16 protein-coding genes are annotated in these 22,948 nt (G+C 68.0%); 7 read left to right on the top strand and 9 right to left on the bottom strand.

From position 1 onward, the window contains the following. Positions 1-197: 197 nt before the first annotated feature. The gene (selD, locus tag AC04MI_RS05090) at positions 198-1,250 is read left to right on the top strand and encodes a selenide, water dikinase SelD (protein WP_260666636.1); all 1,053 of its coding nucleotides are present in this window, start codon (positions 198-200) and stop codon (positions 1,248-1,250) included. Continuing rightward, complete coding sequence (mnmH, locus tag AC04MI_RS05085; protein ID WP_436078105.1) at positions 1,250-2,356, top strand: tRNA 2-selenouridine(34) synthase MnmH; 1,107 nt, start codon at positions 1,250-1,252, stop codon at positions 2,354-2,356. The genes selD and mnmH overlap by 1 nt, the downstream gene beginning before the upstream one ends. Here mnmH and AC04MI_RS05080 read toward each other — a convergent pair whose 3' ends face one another. From AC04MI_RS05080 to AC04MI_RS05060, 5 genes are all read right to left on the bottom strand, one after another. Continuing rightward, entirely contained in the window at positions 2,357-4,693 is a 2,337-nt protein-coding gene (locus AC04MI_RS05080) for a CHASE2 domain-containing protein (protein ID WP_436078104.1), read from the bottom strand. A gap of 103 nt (positions 4,694-4,796) precedes the next feature. Next, positions 4,797-6,536: a FecR domain-containing protein gene (locus AC04MI_RS05075; protein WP_476497226.1), complete on the bottom strand. Its 1,740-nt coding sequence runs from the start codon at positions 6,534-6,536 to the stop codon at positions 4,797-4,799. A gap of 77 nt (positions 6,537-6,613) precedes the next feature. Then, on the bottom strand, positions 6,614-7,312 hold the full coding sequence (locus AC04MI_RS05070; protein WP_056060880.1) for a response regulator transcription factor: 699 nt from the start codon (positions 7,310-7,312) through the stop codon (positions 6,614-6,616). A gap of 118 nt (positions 7,313-7,430) precedes the next feature. Then, a complete protein-coding gene (locus AC04MI_RS05065) occupies positions 7,431-8,438 on the bottom strand; it encodes a formylglycine-generating enzyme family protein (protein WP_436078218.1) in 1,008 nt (335 codons plus the stop codon). A gap of 47 nt (positions 8,439-8,485) precedes the next feature. Further along, the gene (locus AC04MI_RS05060) at positions 8,486-8,746 is read right to left on the bottom strand and encodes a hypothetical protein (RefSeq protein ID WP_015013035.1); all 261 of its coding nucleotides are present in this window, start codon (positions 8,744-8,746) and stop codon (positions 8,486-8,488) included. A 179-nt stretch (positions 8,747-8,925) separates the two neighbouring features. Between AC04MI_RS05060 and AC04MI_RS05055 the strand changes: the two genes are divergently transcribed. Together AC04MI_RS05055 and AC04MI_RS05050 are read left to right on the top strand one after the other, a co-directional pair. Further along, positions 8,926-10,935 (top strand): CHASE2 domain-containing protein, encoded by a 2,010-nt coding sequence (locus tag AC04MI_RS05055; protein ID WP_436078103.1) that lies wholly within the window; start codon positions 8,926-8,928, stop codon positions 10,933-10,935. 35 nt (positions 10,936-10,970) lie between these two features. Beyond that, positions 10,971-14,387 carry a FecR domain-containing protein gene (locus AC04MI_RS05050; protein WP_436078102.1) on the top strand — a complete coding sequence of 1,139 codons (3,417 nt, stop codon included), beginning with the start codon at positions 10,971-10,973 and terminating at the stop codon, positions 14,385-14,387. A gap of 202 nt (positions 14,388-14,589) precedes the next feature. On the opposite strand, the gene AC04MI_RS05045 is transcribed toward AC04MI_RS05050, so the two are convergent. Further along, entirely contained in the window at positions 14,590-15,891 is a 1,302-nt protein-coding gene (locus AC04MI_RS05045) for a tryptophan--tRNA ligase (protein ID WP_436078101.1), read from the bottom strand. A 63-nt stretch (positions 15,892-15,954) separates the two neighbouring features. Continuing rightward, the gene (locus AC04MI_RS05040; RefSeq protein WP_056060897.1) at positions 15,955-16,623 is read right to left on the bottom strand and encodes a site-2 protease family protein; all 669 of its coding nucleotides are present in this window, start codon (positions 16,621-16,623) and stop codon (positions 15,955-15,957) included. A 255-nt stretch (positions 16,624-16,878) separates the two neighbouring features. On the opposite strand from AC04MI_RS05040, the gene AC04MI_RS05035 reads away from it, so the two are divergent. Then, positions 16,879-18,027 carry a methyl-accepting chemotaxis protein gene (locus tag AC04MI_RS05035; RefSeq protein ID WP_436078100.1) on the top strand — a complete coding sequence of 383 codons (1,149 nt, stop codon included), beginning with the start codon at positions 16,879-16,881 and terminating at the stop codon, positions 18,025-18,027. A gap of 115 nt (positions 18,028-18,142) precedes the next feature. On the opposite strand, the gene AC04MI_RS05030 is transcribed toward AC04MI_RS05035, so the two are convergent. Both AC04MI_RS05030 and AC04MI_RS05025 read right to left on the bottom strand, forming a co-directional pair. Beyond that, positions 18,143-18,778: an L-threonylcarbamoyladenylate synthase gene (locus AC04MI_RS05030; protein WP_056060901.1), complete on the bottom strand. Its 636-nt coding sequence runs from the start codon at positions 18,776-18,778 to the stop codon at positions 18,143-18,145. 97 nt (positions 18,779-18,875) lie between these two features. Beyond that, on the bottom strand, positions 18,876-19,733 hold the full coding sequence (locus AC04MI_RS05025) for a 3',5'-nucleoside bisphosphate phosphatase (protein ID WP_056060904.1): 858 nt from the start codon (positions 19,731-19,733) through the stop codon (positions 18,876-18,878). Between the two features lie 183 nt (positions 19,734-19,916). Here AC04MI_RS05025 and AC04MI_RS05020 point away from each other — a divergent pair, with 183 nt between their 5' ends. Both AC04MI_RS05020 and AC04MI_RS05015 read left to right on the top strand, forming a co-directional pair. Further along, entirely contained in the window at positions 19,917-21,701 is a 1,785-nt protein-coding gene (locus tag AC04MI_RS05020) for a methyl-accepting chemotaxis protein (RefSeq protein WP_436078099.1), read from the top strand. 323 nt (positions 21,702-22,024) lie between these two features. Further along, positions 22,025-22,948, top strand: a 924-nt coding sequence (locus tag AC04MI_RS05015; RefSeq protein WP_476497208.1) for a methyl-accepting chemotaxis protein, incomplete at its 3' end; no start/stop codon positions are given.

Here is a 22,948-nt window from a genome sequence, read left to right as displayed (position 1 = left end):
CCGTTAGAACAATTCAGGCAGCTCGCTGGCCCGCTTCGCATGCTTCAGGTGAAGCGGCTCGCAGATTCGCCATGGTGTTCGTATCGCTGTGCGGGCGTAGGAGGGGTAAGGTATTCGTTGCAATGCATGGCCGCGTTCCGCGCAGCGCCAGAATACGGGTAGCGCGCCCCGCGCCTGATGCCACGAAAGAACCTCGCATGCTTCCTGAGACCCTGACGACATCCCCCATCCGCCTGACCCAGTACAGCCACGGCGCAGGCTGTGGCTGCAAGATCAGCCCCAAGGTGCTGGACGTGATCCTGGCGGGCAGTGGGGCGCAGCACCTGGACCCCCGGCTCTGGGTGGGCAACACCTCGCGGGACGATGCGGCGGTGTATGCCCTGGATGCCGAGCGCGGCGTGGTATCCACCACCGATTTCTTCATGCCCATCGTGGATGACCCGTACGACTTCGGGCGCATTGCTGCCACCAATGCGATCAGCGACATCTACGCAATGGGTGCCGATCCGCTGATGGCCATTGCCATCCTGGGGTGGCCGGTGAATGTGCTGTCGCCCGAGGTGGCGCGTGAGGTGGTGCGCGGGGGGCGTGCGGTGTGCGACGCAGCAGGCATTCCCCTGGCAGGCGGTCACTCCATCGATGCGCCGGAGCCCATTTTCGGTCTGGCGGTGACGGGCATCGTCGAAAAGCGCCATCTCAAACGCAACGACACGGCCACGGCGGGTTGCCGCCTGTATCTGACCAAGCCCCTTGGGATCGGCATTCTGACCACCGCAGAGAAAAAGGCCAAGTTGCGCGCCCAGGATGTGGGGGTGGCGCGCGACCTGATGTGCACGCTCAACCGGCCAGGGAGCCGATTCGGCCGGCTGGCAGGCGTGGCAGCCATGACGGATGTGACCGGCTTCGGCCTGTTGGGGCATCTGGTCGAAATGGCGGAGGGCAGTGGCTTGAGCGCTGTGATTGACTACGCGGCAGTGCCCCGCCTGGAGGGAGTGGACTACTACATGGACCAGGGCTGTGTGCCAGGAGGCACGCTGCGCAACTTTGACAGCTACGGCGCGAAGATTGCGCCCCTGACCGAGGTGCAAAAGCACCTGCTGTGCGACCCTCAGACCAGCGGGGGGCTGCTGGTGGCCGTGAGTCCGGAGGGCGAGGCCGAGTTCCTGCAGGCGGCTGCGGAACTGGGCCTGGCGCTGCAGCCCATCGGCCAGCTCACCCCGCGACAGGCCTTTGCCGTCGAGTTGCGCTGATGCCCGACAACCTGACGGACTACCGGCACATCTTCCTGAACGATGTGCCCATGATGGATGTGCGCGCGCCGGTGGAGTTTGGGCAGGGCGCGTTTCCTGGGGTTGCCAACCTTCCCCTGATGGACGATGGCGAGCGCCAGCAGGTGGGCACCTGCTACAAGCACAAGGGCCAGGAGGCCGCGATTGCGCTGGGGCACCAGCTGGTGTCTGGCAGCATCAAGCGCCAGCGCGTTAAGGCGTGGGCGCAGTTTGCGCAGGCGCACCCACAGGGCGTGCTGTATTGCTTTCGTGGCGGGCTGCGCTCGCAGATCGTGCAGCAATGGTTGCTGAACGAAGCGGGCATGGACTACCCCCGGGTGGTGGGGGGCTACAAGGCCATGCGGGGTTTCCTCATCGGCACCACGCAGGCTGCGGCGGCGGAGTGTGGGTTTGTGGTGCTCAGTGGCCTGACCGGCACCGGCAAGACCGAGGTGATTGCGCAACTGGCCAACGGCTTGGACCTGGAAGGCCATGCCAACCACCGTGGCTCCAGTTTTGGCCAGCGCGTGAGCGGCCAGCCGACGCAGATCGATTTTGAGAACCGGCTRGCCATCGACGTGCTGAAGAAGCGAGCACGGGGCCATGCGACTTTTGTGCTGGAGGACGAGGGTCGCCATGTGGGCAGCTGCTCAGTGCCCCTGGAGCTGCGGCAGCGGCTGGAGCAGGTGCCCGTCGTCTGCCTGGAGGACGCTTTCGATGCCCGTGTAGAGCGCATCTTGCGCGACTATGTGTGGCAGCAGTGCGCAGATTTTGTGGCCGTCCATGGCGAGGTGGCGGGTACCGACCTGTTTGCAGCGCGGTTGCTCGATAGCTTGGGCAAACTTGCCAAGCGCCTTGGGGGCGACCGCTACCAGGCGCTTCGTGGGTCAATGCAGGCAGCGCTGGTACAGCAACGCAGTCAGGGTGACTTGTCGCTGCACCGCGGCTGGATTGCTGCACTCATGCGCGACTATTACGACCCGATGTATGCCTACCAGCGGCAAAGCCGGGCTGATCGCATCGTTTTCCAGGGCGACCACCGGGCGGTGCTCGATTTTCTGCAGTCGCAGTCAGCCCCTCGGCGCTAGCTATTGCTCGTCGTCGTCCGGCGGCGCATCCAACCGCTGCGGCAGCACCAGCCGGAACTCGGCCCCCCGCCCTACGTCGCTGTCCACCTCCAGCGCCCCGCCGTGGCGCAGCACGACGGTCTGCACCAGTGCCAGGCCCAGGCCGACCCCTGCGATGGCCGGGTGGCTGTGGTCGTGCAACCGCTGGTAGGGCGTGAACAGACGGCCTTGCTGCTCGGGGGCAATGCCCGGGCCCTGGTCCCGTACCGACACCACCCAGTTCGTACCTCGCGCCACGATGGCGCACTGCACCGTGCCGCCATCGGGGCTGAACTTGATGGCGTTGTGGATCACGTTGGTCAGCGCGCGGGACAGCAGGGCGCGGTCGCCCAGGCAGGGCGCAGTGTCTGTGGTGGACACCGTGCGCACGTCCACGTTGCGGTCACGGGCCAGGGTCCAGAGGTCGTCGGTGGTTTCGGATAGCAGGGCGGCCAGGTCCAGCGGCGCCATGCGGTATTCCTGCGTCTGCGCGCTGGCCAGTTGCACAAAACTTTCGGCCATGCCCAGCGAAGCCTGTGCATAACGTTCGATGCGCTCCAGCAACTCGTGGTCCGACAGGCGGCCGGGGTAGGCACGCTGCATCTCCAGCAGCGTCAGGATGGACGCGTTGGGCGCGCGGATGTCGTGCGAGATGAAGTGCATCGCCTGGTCGCGTTGCTGCAGCGCACGGCGCATCTCGGTCAGGTCCACCAGGGTCAGCAGCCAGCCTGCATTGGCCAGGTTGGTGAAAGGCTTGCACTGCACCAGTAGGCTGCGGCCCCGGGCGTCTGTGCCCTCGGTCTGTTCTGGCAAGGCAGCATGGTGCAAGGCTGCCTGGGTAATGATCGGCTCTTGAGTCCCTGTCTGCATCAGGTCGGCCAGCAGGTCCACCACGGACAGGCCCTGCAAGGAGGGCTGGGCGGGCCCACCCAGGTGTTGGCGGGCCGCCTGGTTGGCCAGCAGGATTTCACCGTCGGGGGCGCAGACGATGGTGGGTGAGGGCAACTGCTGCAGGCTTTCGCTCACGAACTGGTGCAGGTCACGCAGCTGGCGGGATGCGCGCTCCACGGCGTTGATGCGGCGCTCCAGAAAGTCGGCGGAGTCTCCGGGCCGTCTGCGCAACCGCATCGCCAGGCCCTGGCGCTGCAGGTTCTCCATCTCCAGCCGCAGAAAGTGCGCAGCCGCGCTCAGGCGCCGCCAGCTCCACAGCGGGTAGGCCAGCGCCAGGCCCAGCAAGGCGGCGGCCGGAGCGAACTGCAGACCTGCCCACCAGGGCAGGGCCATGCTCAGCAGCAAGGTGGCCAGGGCCAGCCCGGCGCTGGTCAGCAAGGCGGCCAGGGGGCCGATGAGCAGCAAGGCCACCAGCGCACAGGCCACAGGCACCAGGTTGAAGGCGATGTTCAAGGCCTGCGGTGCGCGCACGATGTGTTCGCCGGCCAGGCGGGCATCCAGCACATGGGCAACCACCTCCACGCCCGGCATCAGGCGCGACTGCTGGCTGACGGGCGTGGCAAACATGTCACCCAGCCCCGAGGCTGCAGCGCCGACCAGCACGTACTTGTCCTCCAGTGCTCCGGCTGGCACCTGGCCACGCAGCACATCAATGTAGGAGTAGGTGGTGAAGGGCGATGGCCCGGCGGCGTAGGCGATGAGCGTGGGGTCATTGCGTTGCCAGGGGCTGGTATCCGATGCGCTGGCGGGCGAGGGCGCGCAGGCGGCCACAGATTGACGGTCTGCCACGCACTGCAGCGCCGTGCTGAAGTGGTGCCAGGGGGCTGCCACTGGGCCTTCCTGCAGGTACAGGCTGCGCACCACGCCATCGCTGTCGGGCGCCACATGCACATGGCCCAGGCCGGCGGCAGCCTCGGCAAAGGCGGGCCAGGGCAGGTCGGTCTGGTTGCTGACCGGGCCATAGCCGCGTCGCAGCACGGGCAGCACCACACGGGCGCTGCGCCGGATGGCGTCGGTGAGCAGCAGGTCGTCCTCGGGATAATCCAGGTCGGCTTCGTTGAACAGCACGTCCATGCCGATGGCACGGGGGTTCTGGGTGGTCAAGCGCGAGATCAGCTCGGCATGCAGCGCCCGGCGCCAGGGCCAGCGGCCGATGGCGGCAATGCTGGCGTCGTCGATGGCCACGATCACGATGTCGGGGTGTGCGGGCCGCGAAACCAGTCGCATGCCTGCATCCTGCACCAGGTGGTTGACGCGGCTCAGGCTATCCGCGGTGCTGAGCCAGGCCACCAGCGCCATCAGCGCGCAGGCCAGCAGCGCCCATTCCAGGCGGCGTCGGCGGCGGCGCAGGTGGGCGATGGTCAGCATGAAAGGGGTGGTGGGATGCGGGGCGTCTGCTCAGCGCATGCCAGGGCCGCTGCACGCGCTGGTGCGACCCGCACGGCTGGGCTGGACGGGCTCCATGCCCCGCTCAAGGGCGCCCCACGGGCGTGCCGCTGCTGGTGGACACCGGCAAACCCGCACCGGTGCGGATGCCAGTGCCCACGCGGATCTTGCGCGGGGGAGAGAAATCGCTCTCCAGCCCGCTGGCATCCAGCACCTGGATGCGCACCAGGTACTCGCCGRCGGCGAGGTTGCTGGCCGTCCAGGTCGGGGCGTCGAGCACGGTGTCCTCTGCGACCTTGGCAAAGGCCAGGTCGGTGGCCTCGGTGCGCTGCAGCCGGAAGCGCTGGCCCGCCTGGGCAGGCCAGTGCAGGCGCACCGTCGGGTCTCCGTCCTCCGCCTGCAGGGCTTGCAGGGACAAGGCGGTCGGCCGGTCGGCCACCGTGAAAGGCTGTGGCGGTGCAAACGGCCCCTGGTCTGCCTGCCCGTCGGACAGTGCCAGTAGGCTGGCGATGCGCCAGAAGTAGCTGCCTGCGGGCAGCGCCCCCAGCGGCAGGCGGCATTCGGTCAGGCGCTGCTCGTCGCGCAGGGGCTGGGTGAACTGGGCGTCGGCGGCCACCTGCAGGCGGTACCAGCGCACGCCGGGGACTTCCGTGCAGCGCAGCTCGGCCGCGCCACTGGGTACGACGGCGCCGGGCGCAGGGTGCTGGTACAGCGGTGCGACCGGGCGTGTCTTGACGGTGAACGGCTGCACGGCGGGCAGGCCCGCGATGCCGGCATCGTCCAGTGCCCGAACGGCCAGGTAGTAGCGCCCATCGTCCAGCGCCTTCCAGCGCAGGCGGCCGTCGGGGAAGCTGCCATGGCGCAGCACCTGGGTGAACGCCGGGTCCTGCGCCACCTGCGCCACATACCGGGTGGCCCCGGAGGCCATGGGCAGGTCGATGGCCAGCAGTCCCGCATCGCCCAGTGTGGTGGGCATGCCGGAGGTATCGGGGGCGGGCAGCAAAGGGCGGGGGGCGCCCACCGTGCCATCCGTGGCCACTGCCAGACCCTGGCCCGGAGCCAGCAGCGCGGTCGGCGCCTTGAGTGCAGCGCCGGGCTCGCTGTCAGTGTCGCGCCGCGATTGCACCGCGACCGAGCCATGCTCTACCGACGCCGTGGTCTGGCCCGAATCGGCCAACGCTACGCTGAACTGCGTGCCCCGCACGCTGGTCACCGCCAGCGGTGTGCGGATCTCCATGCGGCGCAGGGGCTCGGCGCTGGGGGGCACGGTCGACTCCACGCCGCCCTTGTGCATCTCCAGCACTGACTGCACGCTGCCAGCGCGCCCCCGCCGACGCAGCTGGCGCAGCTCCAGTTCGGACTGCGCCTGCACCCGCACCACGGTGCCATCGGCCAGCTGCACTGCCACGAACGACTCGGGGCCCACCTTCAGCTCGGTGCCTTCTTCCAGCTTGCTGCCGGTCGCAATGGGGGCGGGCGTGCCGCTGCCCCGCGCCTGCGCCGTGACCTCGCCCTGCACAAACTGTACGGTGGCCGATTCGCTGGGCTGCAGTCGCACGGGGATGAAGATCAACGAGCCCGGCTGCAGACGCTTGGGGTCGGCCACCTTGTTTCGAGCTTGCAGCAACGGCCACTGGCGCGGGTTGGCGAGGTAGCTGCGGGCCAGTCCTTCCAGGGTGTCGCCCTCTTTCACGGCGTGGGCAATTTCATCGCCTTGTTGGGGGGCTGCCGGGGCAGCGACCGGCTGGGCCGAGAAGGCCGTGCTCGCCGCCAGGCACAACAGGGCTGCAGCAAGCGAGTGCATGCGAAACGGCAGGGGGGTCATCAAGTCATGTCTCCTTCATGGGGCACGGTACGGGCAGGCGTGCTGGTGGCAGAGCCCGCCGGACTCTGTCGCGGCCTTCAGCCTTTGTGCTGGGCTTCGACGGCTTCAAAACGGTAGCCCACGCCATACACCGCTGTCACGATGAAACCGTTGGCGGGGCGCAGGTCGAGCAGGGTGCGCAGGCGCGAGATGTGGGTGTCCAGCGAGCGCGACATCACATCGGCCACCTGGCCCCAGACGACTTCCTTGAGGTGGTCGCGCGACAGCAGCCGCCCCATGTTCTGGAACAGGAACAAGGCGAGGTCGTATTCGCGGTTCTTCAGCTCCACCGCCACTCCGTCCATTTCGATGGACCGGGTTTCGGGCAGGAAGCGGTAGCGGCCAAACTCCATCACGCCGCCGGTGTTGTCGGGGTAGGCGCGGCGCAGCAGGGCAGCCACGCGGGCATTGAGTTCGCCGATGCGCACGGGCTTGACCATGAAGTCATCCGCCCCACTGCCCAGGCCTTCCACAATATCGCGCTCCTCCTGGCGGTGCGTGACGAACAGGATGGGCACGCGAGCCGCCACGTTCTGGCGCACCCAGCGCACCACTTCGGGCCCGGTGGTGTCGGGCAGGTGCCAGTCCACGATCAGCAGATCAAAGGTTTCGCGGCGCAGCGTGCGCATCAGCTCCGCACCCGTCAGGTGGGTATGGCACACATGGCCCATCGCCTCCGTGGCCTGCTTGATCAGATCCAGCTGAAGCGCATCGTCGTCCAAAGCGGCTATGCGCATGGTTCTCCCCATCCAAAATCGAACTGCGGATTATTGGCCACAACTACCACGGCGCGGGCTCGCGCCGAGCGGAGCGAGAGGGGATTTGACATTTGTTAACCCTCCCGGCCTGTGGTGGTCACTGCGCGGGGGGCTCTGCCGCTATCTCACGCACCAGTCGCATGCCGACCAGCGTGTAGCGCGTCTCCGGGCTGTTCCAGTTGCGGTAGCCGCAGCGCGCATAGAGCCCCCAGGTGTGCCACGAGCCGCCCCGGCGCACACGCACACTGCCCTCGGCCGGACCTGTGGGGTCATTGCGTGGAGACTCTGCGTAATAGGTGTCGCCATGCCAATCGCCCGTCCACTCCCAGGCGTTGCCCAGCATGTCGTACAGCCCGAAGGCATTGGGGGCAAAGCGGCCCACCGGCGCGGTAAACGCGTATCCGTCATTGCCTGCCAGCGCGTGCTGACGCCAGCGTGACCACTGAGGGGCTGCGGCCTGGTCGAAGGTATTGCCCGCTGAGACCAGCTCTTGCGGGTTGTCACCATGCGGGTACAGGCTGCGGCTGCCCGCGCGGCAGGCGTATTCCCACTCCGCCTCGGTGGGCAGCCGGTAGCGGTGGCCCTCAGTGCGGCTGAGCCACTGGGCCATGGCCTGCGCGTCGTTCCAAGTCACGTTCACCACCGGATGATCCGGCCCTTGCGCAAAGCCGGGGTTGCGCCACGAGTAGCGCGGGTCGCGCCCCTCGAACGCATCGCCGCGCCGCGTGGTGGCCGGGTCGTGGGCGGGGTTGTAGCCATAACCCCCGGTGCCGTCGGCCTCAGACTCTGGCCGGTAGCCGGACGCCTCAAGGAAGCGCTGGAACTGCCCCACCGTGACCTCGTGCTGGCCGAGGTAGAAATCACGGGTGATCTGCACCTCGTGGGCTGGCGATTCATCTGCCAGGTCGGTCAGGCGCTTGCGCTCCAGCAGCGGGAAGTTCTTTTCCAGCGTTTCGACGGGGGGCACGCCCCCCATCCAGAAGGTGCCCGCAGGCACACGGACAAAGGCCATGCCCAGGCTGTTGACCCAGGGCGATGTGACGGTGCTTGCCTGGGTGGACGGTGTGTGCTGGCAGCCCGCCAGCAGTGCGGACAGAGCCAGCAAGGCCGCACCGCTCGCCCAGCGGCGGCACGCTGGTGGGGCGGCTGGCCTCAAGGCTTGTCCTGCAACTCGCTCACGCATTCAAACACCAGACGCGAGCCATCGTTGCGCAACAGTTTGGCGTGCAAGGCCATGCGCTGGCATTCGCGGCTGGCCGCCGCATACGCCTGGGAAGTGTCGGGCCCGTAGACCGGCACGCTGAAGGTGCGGTCGCGGCCCGAGGCCATGGGGCCCGATGGGCCGTAGGGGTTGGTGGCATTGCAGCCCGCCAGTAGGGCCAGCACGGACACGGAGGCACATAGCAGTTTCATGGAAGTCTCCCAAACCGATCAAAAGACCAGTTTACGCACATGCCCGGTGGCTGCCCATAGGTGTTGTGCGGGGCGGCCATGGCGCGAGTCATGCGTGTAAGCCCCCACTGTGCACGCGCAGGCACAGCCACTACAGTGGGTGCTGCGTGCACGGCCGCATGCAGCGGTGGAGGGGCGGAATGGCAAGTGCAAGTACGCGAGCACCGGTTACACAAGACGCCTGGCGGGCCTGGGCGTTGCGGGTACTGCTCGCGCTGGGCTTGCTGGCGCTGCTGCCCGCCTTGCCGGTGTGGACGCCGCTACAGCGGCTGGAGCATGACCTGCTGGCCAGCTGGACCGCTGCGCCGCCGCCCGACGTAGGCGTGCTGGTGGTCGGACTGGACGAGCCCAGCCTGGCGGCGCTGAACCTGACCCCACCCCTGCCGCGCCGCCTGCACGCACAACTGGTGGAGGCCTTGTCTGCGGCGGGCGCCTTGGCGCTGGGCATCGACATGCTGTTTGCCGCGCCACAGTCCTCTGAGGACGATGCCGCGCTTGCTGCGGCCCTGCAAGGGCGCATGCCGGTGGTGCTGGCGGCAGCCGATGTGGCGGTGAACACCTCGCAGGTAGCCCAGTACCGGCAGACCGTGCCCTCGGTCTTCCCCATGGCACGCCAGGGCAGTGTGGCCGTGCAGCCAGACGATGACGGTGTGCTGCGCCTTGCGCCCACCCAGGGCGATGCCCTGTGGAAGGAGCTGGCACGCAGCGGCGGGCGCAGTTTTCAGCCCCCACCGCCGGGTGCACTGCTGCGCTACTACGCCCCAGAAGTCCCGCTGCCCTATGCCCACTACACCCAGGCGCTGGAGGCCGGCCGGGCGCTGCCGCCTGCAGCCGTTCAGGGGCGCCTGGTGCTGCTGGGGCAGAACACGCCGGTGGACGGGGTCGATCAGTTCGCCACGCCCCTGCGTGCACTGGGCGCGGGCACGCAGTCCGGCGTGCTGGTGCACGCTACGGCCCTGGTCAACGGCTTGGCGGGGGACTGGGTGGTGTCCGCCCACCCGGCAGGCCCTTGGCTGCAGGCCGCTCTGGCCGTGGGCTGTGTGGCCGCTTTGACCCGGCGCTGGCGCGGTGCGCGGGCGGTGCTGCTCAGTGCGGCGCTTGCAGTGCTTGCCCTGCTGGGTGGGCTGGGGGCCTACCTGGCAGGGGTGTGGTGGACGGCGCTGCCCACGCTGGCGGGCCTGGCACTGCATTTGAACGTGGGCGCGGCCGACAGCTACTGGCGCGAACACCGCCGCCGCGAACAGCTGCGCGCGGACTTTGCCCGCTACGTGCCCGGCGCCGTGGTCGATGCCCTGGTGGCCGACGGAGCCCAGCCGCAACTGCATGGCGAGCGCCGCGTGCTGACGCTGCTGTTCTCTGACCTGGCAGGCTTCACCGCCGCCAGCGAGCACCTTCCGCCCGAGGCCGTGGCCCGGGCGCTGAATGCCTACTTCTCCCGCATGACCCACACGGTGCACCAGCACGGCGGCACGCTGGACAAGTTCATCGGCGACGCTGTCATGGCCTTCTGGAACGCGCCTTTGCCGGACGCCCGGCACGCAGACCGTGCCCTGGCCTGCGCGCTGGCCATGCAGGCCGACATGGTGGACCTGCGGGCCCAATGGCAGGGCACACCGTTTGCCCAGGTGCAACTGCGCATTGGCTTGCACACGGGTGAGGCGGCGGTAGGGCACCTCGGGTCGCATGAGCGCTTTACCTACACCGCCGTGGGCGACGCCGTGAACACCGCCGCGCGGCTGGAGGGCGCCAACAAGGCCTTTGGCACAGGCATCCTGCTATCGGGCGCCACACACGATGCGCTGCAGGCAGTGCCAGCGGGTGCTGCCCCAGAGGTCCCGCTGATGTGGCTGGACACCGTGGTGCTGGCTGGGCGCAGCACTGGTGTGGACGTGTACACGCCGTGTGACGACCCCGCGCTGGCCTCCATCAGCCACACGCTGCGGGACCACCTTCACGCTGCGCGTTGGGCGCAGGCTCTGCAATGCTGTGCCGATGCGTGCGCGCACGCGCCCGCACATGCCCCGCAGTGGCACGGACAGGCGCTACGCTGGCATGCCCGGGTGCATGCCCAGGCAGACACTGCGCTGGCGGACGGCCCTGTAGCGGGCGCCACAGCCGTATTCACCGCGCAGGCGCTGGACAAGACCTGAGTCCCCGGCGCAAGACTCCCCCAGAGAGGCCCACCATGCCCATCCCTCTTGTGTCATCCCCGTCACGCCTGGCGTGGCTTACGCCGGTGGGTGTCGCCCTGTCGGCCTGGAGTGCTGCCAGTGCCAGCGCGCAATGTGCCGGTGTACCTCTGGCGCCTGACGCAGTGGCTGCGCAAATTGTGGCGCTCAGCGGCCAAGGCGAAACGCGCCCCCCCGGCACGGAGCCCTGGCTGCCTGCCACGCTCGCCCAGCCGTTGGGCCCGGGGGCAGACATGCGCACACTGGCGTTGTCATCCGCCGCATTGCTGCTGGCAGACCGCACGCAGATCCGCATGTCGGCCAACGCGCAATTGCGGCTGTGCGAGGCCCAGCCAGCGCGCACCCTGCTGGAACTGGCTGCGGGCCGGCTGTGGGCGCGCACCAAGAAGGCCCCGGCCAACCTGCTCCTGCAAACGCCTGCGGCGCTGGCCGTAGTGCGGGGTACCGACTGGGACGTGGAGGTGGACGGAGCGGGGCGGACCACGCTCACCGTGCTGTCCGGCGCTGTGGAGTTGCGCAACGACCTGGGCAGCGTGCAACTGGGGCCCGCCGAGCAGGGCGTGGCCGAGCCCGGCCAGGCGCCTGTCAAGCGCCTGCTGGTCAACCCCCGCGAGCGGGTGCAGTGGGTGGCCGCCTACCCGGGCGACCTGACGCGTTGGACCGAGTTCCAGCCCGTTCAGACGGCACCACCCGCTCTGGCAGAGGTTCGCGCCGCATTACAGGCGGGGCAATGGGCCCGGGCGCGTGCCCTGCTGCGGGCCCTGTCGGCGCAGGGCGATGGCGGGGCGGTGGTCGAGCTGGCCCTGGCGGACCTGGAGGTGCTGGACGGCCAGCCTGACGCCGCGCAGCAGCGCCTGGCCTTGGCCTGGCGGCGCACGCAAGACCCCCGTACCGCTGCGGGCCGCGCCGCCCTGCTGATGGCGCTGGACCGCCTGCCAGAAGCGCGCACCTGGATGGATACCACGCGGGCCGCGTCGCCCGGCTTTGCGCCATTGCTGCAGGCCGACGCCGACTGGCACCGGCTGCAAGGGCAGGGCGACGCCGCCCTGGTCTTGTACCAGCAGGCAGTGACCCACGCGGAGGGCGATGCGCAGCGGGCCGCCGCCCTGGCAGGGCTGGGCCGCGCATTGCAAGAGCGCGGAGACCTGCGCGCGGCCCGCAGTGCACTGGCGCAGGCCGTGGCCCTGTCGCCAGACCAAGCGGCCTACTGGGGCGAAGCCGCCACGGCGGCCATCGAAGGCCTGCGCCTTGCCGAAGCGCGCACCGCTCTGGATGCCGCCCTGGCGCAGTCGGGCGACGACTATGTGGCCCTGGCAGCCGCCGGGTTGCTGGCCCTGCGGCAGGGCGATGCCGAGGCTGCCCGCACCGCGCTGCTCAAGGCCTTGGTGATTGAGCCGCGATACGCCCGCGCACAGGTGTGGCTGGCGGTGGCCGAATACACGCTGGGCGAGCGCGCCGCAGCGCTGGATGCGCTGGGCCGAGCACGCCTGGCTGACGCGCGCGACCCGCTGCCCTGGCAGGTGGAGGCCATGCTGCGCAACGACAGCGGCGAGCCCGTGGCGGCCATGGCTGCAGCGCGCGAGGCACTCACCCGGCTGCCCTACCTGAAGTCGCTCAACCCGCTGGCCTCGGACAGCCAGGGCTCGGCCAACCTGGGCAAGGCGCTGGGCGACTTCGGCATGGAGCACTGGGCACGGGCCTACGCCAGCGCGTCGTACTACCCGCTGTGGGCGGGCAGCCACTTCTTTCTGGCCGACCGGTACGAGAGCGACTTCAGCCGCCGCTCCGAGCTGTTCCAGGGCTACCTCACCGACCCCACCGTGTTTGGCGCCAGCGACAAGCGCGCGCAGCTCCTGCTGTCTGCAGGCAGTGAATGGTCGATGGGCACGAGCGCTGAACGCAACCCGCTGCGCCACAACGCCACGGCCGATGTGGGCTACCGCGGCTTTGCCGCCAGCAGCGTGCCTGTGGCCTGGCTGGTGCGCGCCAACGACGTGCAGATGTGGCCCCGCGAAGGCCCTGCCGCCACGCAGTACCGCCTGTCATCGCCCGGGGTGGATCTGGCGCTGGGTGTGCGGCCCAACGAGAGCCTGTCGCTGTTCGCGCTGCACGGCGACACCACCTTGCGCTATCGCTTTCCGCAAGGCCTGGACTTCGGCAACGGCATCACCTTTACCGGCGGCGCGGAGACGCGCACCCGCCGCACCGACCTGGGCGCTGCGTGGCGCTGGTCGGCCGACAGCCAGACCTGGTTCAAGGTGCACAGCGGGCGCCAGACCTCCGGCCTGGTGCTGGACGATGCGCGCTGGGGTCCCCAGGACTACCGCTATGCCAGTGACGAGCAGGGCCTGTTCCTGCGCCACACCGTGCTGTGGGGCGCGCACCGCCTGAGTGTGGGCTGGGAGCGCGTGGACCGGGACACCGTCAGCGCCATCTCAGACCCCGGCATCACCACGCCGCGCACCAACACCGAGCGTTACCACATGCCCTGGGTGGCGGGCGAATGGCGCAGCGGTGTCTGGACCTGGATGGCCGAGGCGTACTGGCCCCGGTTCACCACCCGGCAGCGCGACCGTTATGCCGACACAGCGACGGGACAAGACCTGCTGCCCGTGCAGGACGACGGCGCGGCGCACCGCCACCGGCTGCTGCCGCGCCTGGGCGCCAGCCTGCGCCTGGGCCCGGGCCGCGCCCTGCACTGGGCCTGGCAGGAGAGCGTGCGGGCGCCCGGCACGCACACCCTGTCGCCCGTCGCCACGGGTGCCATTGCCGTGGACAACCAGTACCTGCTGGCGGGCAGCTACGCCCGCAAGCATGCGGTGCAACTGGACTGGGAGGCCAGCGCCACCACCTTCTGGGGCGCCAGCCTGTCGGGGCAGCGCATCAGCAACCTTGTGGCCGCCAACGGTCGCCTGTTTGCGCAGAACACGGGGGCGCTGTTCGACAACGTGGCCACCATCGCCCCCGTGGTGCTCAATGCCCAGACCACGCTCAACACCTATGAGGAAACGCCTGTCTTCGGGCAGGGGCAGCTGGCGCAGGCCACAGTGTCCGTCAACCATTTGCTGGGTCCGCGCTGGAGCGTGCTGGGCAGCTACATCCACACCACATCGCGCAACACCGGGGCGGGTCTGGAGGGGCGTTGGCTGCCCGGCTTTGCCCGCCACGTGGTACTGGGCCAGACCACATGGCGCCATGAGGCGCGCAGCTTTTCGCTGCTGCGCCTGACTTGGCGCGGTATGCGCTACATCGACGAGGCCAACACTGTGCAACGCGCCCCGGGCTGGAGCCTGGCCCTGGCCCATGGCTGGGAGTCGCAGGACCGGCGCTGGAGCTTTACCGGCACGGTGCAGACCGGGCTGCGCACCGGGGAGCGGCCCACGCTGTGGGCCCTGGTGCGGTACCGGGACTGAAGGGGCGCCCAGTGTGCAGAGGGCGCCTTTACCGGGTGATGGAAGGGTGTTTGAGGCCTTTTTGGCCGGCAGCGCTAGTACGATATGCCCAAGTAGCTATCAAAAATGTAGCGAATAGGCGTTGAAAGGCGTACAAAAAAGAGCCCGCAGCCTTGCGGCTCGGGCTGTGTGTCTTGCACGCTGCGCTCGGTGGCGCGCCGGCTTATGCAGCGGCGGCCTCGGCCAGCGCCTGCAGGGCGGCCGTCACTTCGGCAGCTTCCACGCCGTCCACGGGGGCCAAACGCGGGGCCAGGGTCTGCAGGGCTGCGCTGTCCTTCTGCAACTGGGCAATCGCCTGGCCGGCCTCCTTGGGTGCGTCAAATCCCGTGCTCTGCAGCAGCAGGCGGCCGTCGGCGGCCACGAGCTTGAAGTAGAACTTGCCGTCGGCCTCGCGGTACTGCTTGAAAGCGGGCAGTGCGGCCTTGGCGGCCTTGGCCGGTTTGGCGGCTGTGCTGGCCTGCACCAGGCTGCGCAGGCCCACGGCGCTGCGCAGTTCGCGGATGAAGGGCGTGGCCAGCGCGCGGGCGCGCTCGGCACCGGCCAGCAGGGTCTGTTCGATGCGCGCAGGGTTGTGGATGAGTTCTTCGTACTGCGCGCGCATGGGGGCGATCACTTGGTCCACGCGCTCCAGCAGCAGGTGCTTGGCGTCGCCCCAGGCAATGCCGTCGGCATAGGCCTTGCGCAGGGCCTCGGTCTCTTCGAGCGTGGCAAAGGCCTGGTAGATCTGGAACAGGGCCGAGCCTTCGACCTCTTTGGCCTCGCCGGGCGCCCGCGAGTCGGTCAGGATGCCGCCGATGAGCTTTTGCAGCTGCGCGCGCGAGCTGAACAGCGGGATGGTGTTGTCATAGCTCTTGCTCATCTTGCGGCCGTCCAGCCCGGGCAGTGTGGCCACGTGGTCGTCGATGGCTGCCTCGGGCAGCACGAAGTGCTCGCCGTACAGGTGGTTGAAGCTGGCCGCCATGTCGCGGGCCATCTCGATGTGCTGGATCTGGTCGCGGCCCACCGGCACCTTGTGGGCCTTGAACATCAGAATGTCCGCGCCCATCAGTACCGGGTACATGAACAGGCCTGCGGTGACACCGTCGTCATGCTCGCGCCCGGCGGCGGTGTTCTTGTCCACGCTGGCCTTGTAGGCGTGGGCACGGTTCAGCACGCCCTTGCCGGTCACGCAGGTCAGCAGCCAGGTCAGCTCGGGAATCTCGGGGATGTCGGACTGGCGGTAGAAGGTGACCTTTTCAGGGTTGAGCCCTGCGGCCAGCCAGCTGGCCGCGATCTCCAGCGTGGAGCGCTGGATGCGCACCGGGTCTTCGCATTTGATGAGCGCGTGGTAGTCGGCCAGAAAATAAAAGCTCTGCACGCCGGGCGTGAGGCTGGCCGCCACCGACGGGCGGATGGAGCCGACGAAGTTGCCCAGGTGGGGGGTGCCGGTGGTGGTGATGCCGGTGAGAAAACGGGTGGTGCTCATGGGAAACAAAAACTCAGCAGATCAAATGAACAGGAAGTGGCGGGCTCACAGGCTGTGCTGCGCTCAGCGCAGCAAGGCCGTCAACGGGGTGAGCAACAGGTTGATGGCGGTGTAGCCCACGGCCATCAGGGGGCGCAGCCACAGCGTGCCCACCACCCCGGCGATCACCAGGCCCATCACGATAAAAAAGCCCCAGGGCTCGATGCGCGACACCATATGGGCCTGTTTCCAGGGCAGCAGGCCCACCAGAATGCGCCCGCCGTCGAGCGGCGGCAGCGGAAACAGGTTGAAGGCCCACATCACCAGGTTGACCATGACCCCGGCGCGTGCCATTTCCAGGAAGAAGCGCTCCTCAATCCCCGTGCCCACCAGCACCACGAGCAGCACGGCCCAGGCGATGGCCTGGATGAAGTTGGACGCGGGCCCCGCCAGGGCCACCCACACCATGTGCTTCTTGGGGTTGCGCAGATTGCCGAAGTTGACCGGCACCGGCTTGGCGTAGCCAAACAGGAAGGCGCCCGAGGTCGCAAAGTACAGCAGCAGCGGCATCAGGATGGTGCCGACCGGGTCGATGTGCTTGAAGGGGTTGAGCGTGATGCGCCCCATCATGTACGCGGTGTTGTCGCCAAAGTGGCGCGCCGCGTAGCCATGGGCCGCCTCGTGCACGGTGATGGCAAACAGCACCGGCAGGGCGTAGATCAGAACGGTTTGGATGAGATTGGAGGTGTCCACGCCGGGATTGTCTCAGACGCCCCGCTGCCCCCGGCGTTGCCAGGGTGACCCGGCGGGTGTTCAGGCGCCCGGCGGCAACCGCGTATTGTGGGTTGTACGTATGCTGACGGGTCTCCAGGCGGGGTGTTCGTTGCTAGCATCAACCTCTTGCCCGCAGCCCGTGCCAGTTTGTGCGAGTTCGTGCCCTTTGGCGCGCAGCGCTGCGCGGCGGCCCCTCCCACAACGACATACAACAGGCCTGGAGACATTGAAGCCATGTGGAACAACTTGAAGATCGGAACGCGCCTGTTGCTGGCGTTTGGCGGCCTCGCACTCGTCGTGCTGCTGCTGATGGTGATGGCACTGTCCGGCATCGGCGGCGCCGAGCAGGCGCTGCAGGGCGCCACGCCCCCCGCCCAGGCGGCGCTGGCGCAGCTGCAAAGTGCGCGCATCTGGGTGATCGGTTGCAGTGTGGTGGTGTTTGTGCTGGCTTTGGTGGCCACGCTCAGCCTGCGCGCCAGCATCGTGGCGCCGCTCAACCAGGCCATCCTGATTGCCGAAACCGTGGCTTCGGGGGACCTGAGCCAGGAGTTCAACTCCGACCTGGAGGGCGACTTTGGACGCCTGCTGGGCGCGCTGGGCACCATGGAGGACACGCTGACCGACCTGGTGTCCCGCATCAAGCAAAGCACCGATTCGATCACGGCCTCTGCGGCAGACATTGACCATGGCAACACCGACCTGTCGCGCAGGGCGGAAGACCAGGTGTCGTCCCTGACCGAGACGGCAGCCAGCATGGAGCAGCTGACAGCCACCGTGCGCCAGAACGCCGAGCGCGCCCATTCGGCCAGCGGCCTGGCCGTGCAGGCGTCGGCGATTGCCGAGCAGGGCGGGTCGGTGGTGGGCGAGGTGGTGCAGACCATGCAGGCCATCAGTGGCAGCTCGCGCAAGATCGTGGACATCATCCAGGTGATCGAGGGAATCGCCTTCCAGACCAATATCCTGGCACTCAATGCTGCCGTGGAGGCCGCGCGCGCGGGCGAACAGGGCCGGGGTTTTGCCGTGGTGGCCAGCGAGGTGCGCAACCTGGCCCAGCGCAGCGCGGTGGCGGCGCGCGAGATCAAGGCACTGATCAGCGCGTCGGTCGAACAGGTCGAAAGCGGCGCCGGTCAGGTGGGCAAGGCGGGCAAGACCATGGAAGAGATCGTCGGCGCTGTGGGCCAGGTGAGCGCGCTGCTGGGCGAAATCTCCACCGCCCTGCGCGAGCAGAGCGAAGCCATCAGCCATGTCAACGTGGCCGTGTCGCACATGGACGGCAGCACGCAGGAGACGGCCTCGCTGGTGCAGCATGCGGTGAGCACGGCGTCGGCATTGTCGGCACAAGCCCGCGACCTGGAGCAGGCGGTGGGGGCGTTCAAGCTCTGACGAATTCCTGAGCCGCAGCGCGGCTCTCTCCTCCAAGGCGCGCGTTAGCGGCGGCTGAGCGAAGCCCGCTGCACCGCAGCGAATGTATTGGGGGTGGCGCCGCTTCGGCGGGCTCTTACAGCCCCAGCGCCTGCAGGCTGCCCCGGCCTTCGCGCACCACCACCGGGTCGCCGCCGGTGCCCATGGGGGTCAGGTCCACCACCGTGGTGGGCTCCAGGGGGCAGGCCCCGGCATCGACGATGGCATCCACCAGCTTTTCGTAGCGCTCGCGAATTTCTTGCGGGTCGTTCAGGGGCTCGGTCTCACCCGCAGGGATCAACGTGGTGGCCAGCAGCGGGGCGCCGTGCAGCTCCAGCAGCAGCTGCAGGCCTTTGCGGTCGGGCACCCGCAGCCCAATGGTCTTGCGCGAGGGGTGGCTCACGCGGCGGGGCACTTCCTTGGTGGCTTCGAGGATGAAGGTGTACGGGCCCGGCGTGCCCAGCTTGAGCAGGCGGTACTGCCGGTTGTCCACCCGTGCGTAGTTGGCCAGCTCCGACAGGTCGCGGCACAGCAGCGTGAGGTGGTGCTTTTCGTCCACCTGGCGGATGCGGCGCAGGCGGTCCACTGCGTCCTTGTCGTCCAGGTGGCAGACCAGCGCATAGCTCGAATCCGTGGGCACGGCCACGATGCCGCCCTTTTGCAGCAGCAGTGCGGCTTGCTTGAGCAGCCGGGGCTGCGGGTTGTCGGGATGGGCTTCGAAATACTGGGCCATGGGGCAGGTTCTCAGTGATGCGTGGCGCTGCGCGTGGGTGCCTTGCCTGGTGGCAGGTCGTCCAGCGGGCGGCTGGCGCGGCTGCGGCAGCGCGGGGTCAGCGCAAAATTCGGTCGGACAGCAGTTCCCACACGGGGGTCAATGCGCCGGGCAGCAGGGGCAGCGTGCCCAAGTCGGTGTGAGACTCGTCGGGGCTGTGGAAGTCGCTACCACGCGATGCGGCCAGGCCAAACTCCTGCGCCATGTCGGCGTAGGTCACGTACTCGGCTGCGCTGTGGCTGCCCGTGACGACCTCTACCGCCCGGCCACCGTGCTGCTTGAATTCGGAGAACAGCGCGAATTCTTCATTGGCACTGAACTTGTAGCGCGCCGGGTGGGCGATCACCGCCATGCCCCCCGCCTGTGTGATCCAGCGCACGGCATCCCCCAGGCTGGCCCACCGGTGGGGCACATAGCCCGGTTTGCCTTCGGTCAGGAATTTGCGAAACACCTCGGAGGTGTCTTTGCACACGCCGGTTTCCACCAGAAAACGCGCGAAATGGGTGCGCGAGATGAGTGCCGGGTTGCCCACAAACTGCAGCGCCCCTTCGTAGGCGCCCTTGATACCCACCTGGGCCAGCTGGGCCGCCATCTCCTGCGCCCGTTCGCCGCGCCCGCCGCGTGTGGCGGCCAGGCCCTGGGCCAGCTGGGTGTCGTCAGGGTCAAAGCCCAGACCCACGATGTGGACGGTGGTGTCGGCAAAGGTGACCGAAATCTCGGTGCCGGTGAGGTAGGCCATGCCTTGGGCGCGGGCGGCAGCGGCCGCACGGTGCTGGCCGCCGATCTCGTCATGGTCCGTCAACGCCCACAGCTCCACCCCGTTGGCCTTGGCCCGCGCGGCCAGGTCTTCGGGCGTCAGGGTTCCGTCGGAGACGACGGAATGGCAGTGCAGGTCGGCGTTGAGTATGGAGGTCACCGATTCATTTTAGGGCTTGTACTGATAACGCGCCCCACGGAATCCATTAACACTTGTTACATGCACATTTCGCCTGGCTGGCGGGTGTTCAGCCGGGTCGAATGCCGGCAGTGTGGTGGTTTTCCTTGGGCAAGATACAACAACGCGGAACCTCGGGGTTTTTGCAGAGCATCAGGAGCAACCATGAAATTCAATGACCTGCGCGTCGCCCACAAGATGTGGAGCGTGATTCTTGGTCTGCTGGCGCTGATGCTGGTGGCCGCCGTCTGGACCCAGTGGTATGGGCGGCAGGTCACTGCTGCGACCGAAGAGTCCGTCAACAAATACGAGTCCGCCATCACCACGGCGGTCAGCTGGCGTGGCCTGGCGGAAGTGGCGGTCACCATGTCGATGGCCGGGTTTGTGACCACCGACCAGGCGCTCAAGGCAGATTTTGATACCCGGGTGGCTGCGCTCACCGCACGCATCACCCCGGTGCAGGAAAAGATCAACAAGGCGGCGGTGTCCCCCGAGGACAAGGCGGCATTGGCCGCGGTGGCGGCTGCGCGTGCCGATGTCCGGGGCCAGACCGACAAGCTCAAGGAGCTGACCGATGCAGGCGATGCCGCCGCCAAGCAGGCCTATGTGGACAAGGTTTACCGGCCCAAGGTGTTGGCTTATCTGGAGTCGATCGACAAGTTCGTGGCCGTGCAGGAGCGCCAACGTGACGATGCGGTGCAGGCCGCACGTGCCACGCGCGGCAACCTGGTGCTGATCGGGGCTGCCGCAGCCATCGCGGTGGTGGCCCTGGGCATGCTGCTGGCGGCCCTGCTGGTGCGCTCCATCACGCGGCCGCTGGATCGGGCCGTGGTGCTGGCCGAAGCCATTTCGGCCGGGGACCTCACCCAAGACATTCAAGATGACCGCAAGGATGAGTTGGGCGTGCTCACCCGGGCGCTGTCGGCCATGTCGTCACGGCTGCGTGGTGTGGTGAGCGAAGTGCGCCAGGGAGTGGACTCGGTCTCGTCGGCGTCGGTGGAGATTGCCAACGGCAACCACGACCTGTCGGCGCGCACCGAGCAGACGGCCTCCAACCTGGAAGAGACGGCAGCCAGCATGGAACAGCTCACGGCCACCGTGAGCCAGTCGGCCGACACGGCCCGCCAGGCCAATCAGCTCGCCGGCACGGCAGCCCAGGCTGCAGCGCGGGGCGGCGAAGTGGTGGGCCAGGTGGTCACCAGCATGCAGCAGATCACCGACAGCAGCCGCAAGATCAGCGACATCATCGGCACCATCGACGGCATCGCGTTCCAGACCAACATCCTGGCGCTGAACGCTGCGGTGGAAGCCGCCCGAGCAGGCGAGCAGGGCCGTGGGTTTGCGGTGGTAGCCAGCGAAGTGCGCAGCCTGGCGCAGCGCAGCGCCGAGGCGGCCAAAGAGATCAAGACCCTGATCAGCGCCAGCGTGGAGAACGTGGAATCGGGCTCGGCCCAGGTGGCGCAGGCAGGGCAAAGCATGCAAGAGATCGTTGCCAGCGTACAGCGGGTGAGCGACCTCATCGGCGAGATCACGGCCTCCTCGACAGAACAGCGCGACGGCATCGCGCAGGTCAACCAGGCCGTCACACACCTCGATCAGATGACGCAACAGAACGCGGCGCTGGTGGAGGAGTCCACGGCCGCAGCCGCCTCGATGCGTGACCAGGCACAGCACCTGGCGCAGGTGGTGTCGGTATTCAACGTGGGAGCGGTGGCCACCCGGGCGCCGGCAGCGGCACCCCGTGCTGCAGCACCGGCGCCTGCGCCACGGCCCGCCGTGGCTAAGGCCCCACTGGGCAACAAGCCTGCCACCGCCAGTAAGGCGGCCGCCAGCGCGCCCAAGGCCCCGTCGCGGCTGGCGCCGCCAGTTACACCCGCAGTCACACAGTCGGCAGCCCCTGCACCCAAGGCTGCGGCCAAGGGCGGGGACGACGACTGGGAAAGCTTCTGATCCCTGGCCCTCGCGTGCCCTGAAGGCTCAGGGGCGTAGGCCTGTCAGGGCCCGCAATACTGGGACCAGAGGCTTGGGTGTAGCGGGCTGGGACTTTTGTACCGGTCTGGCCCCATCCGGCCATGGGTTCTAGCGCCTGTTCGATCTGTCTTCGTTCGCGCATTCCTGGCGGGTTTTGGATGCGGGTTTTTCCCGGTGGGGCATGAGTCCGCCGGTGCCTTGGGCTGGCGTAGGCTATGGCCTGTTGTTGATGTAATCGAATGTGTCTTGCACGCTATGCGCAGACCATGGAGACATCACCGATCCACGAGGAAAAACCAACCATGCAATTTGACAATATCCGCGTCTCCCGCAAGCTGTGGGGCGCCTTTCTGGGGCTCATGATTGCCATGTTGCTGCTGTCTGCGTTTGCGCAGAACCGGGGCAACTCTTCGATGTCAGCGGCCATGGACGCCGTGGTCGAGATCGAGGCCCGCATCTCGGCTGCTGTGCGCTGGCGGGGCGCCACCGAAACGGCTGTCACCATGGTCATGGGCGGCGCGGTGACCACTGATTCGGTGCTGGCCGAGCAATACGGCGCCAAGGTCAAGGAGATTATTGGCAACATCAACAAGGTGCAGGAAGGCATCGTGGCCTCGGCCACCGCGCCCGAGGAGAAAATCTCGCTCGACAAGGTGCTGGAGGCGCGCAAGGCCGTGCTGGCGGCCACCGCCAAGACCTGGGAGCTCAAGGGCGCAGGCGATGCCGTCGCCACCCAACGCTATGCGGACGACGAGTTTGCCCCCCTGGTCACCAAGTACCTCAAGGCGCAGGATGAGTTTGTGGCCACGCTCGAAAAGCGCCGCGACGTGATCCGTGCCGAAGCCACCCAGCGCCGCATCGAATACGCCATCACCGGCATCATCAGCTCCATGGTGCTGATGGCGGCGGGCCTGTTCCTGGCCTGGAAGCTGGTGCGCTCCATCACCCTGCCGCTGAACGAAGCGGTCGAGACCATCGATGCCATTGCAGCAGGCGATCTGACGCGCGAGCTGCAATCCACCCGCAAGGACGAGTTTGGCCACATGCTGCGTTCGCTGTCGGCCATGTCGGCACGGCTGCGCGGTGTGGTGAGCGAAGTGCGCCAGGGGGTGGACTCGGTCTCGTCGGCGTCGGTGGAGATTGCCAACGGCAACCACGACCTGTCGGCGCGCACCGAGCAGACGGCCTCCAACCTGGAAGAGACGGCAGCCAGCATGGAACAGCTC

Source organism: Acidovorax sp. LjRoot204 (genome assembly GCF_056175785.1).
Note: the sequence above shows the minus strand (reverse complement) of the source record. Positions and strands in the feature narration are given on the sequence as shown.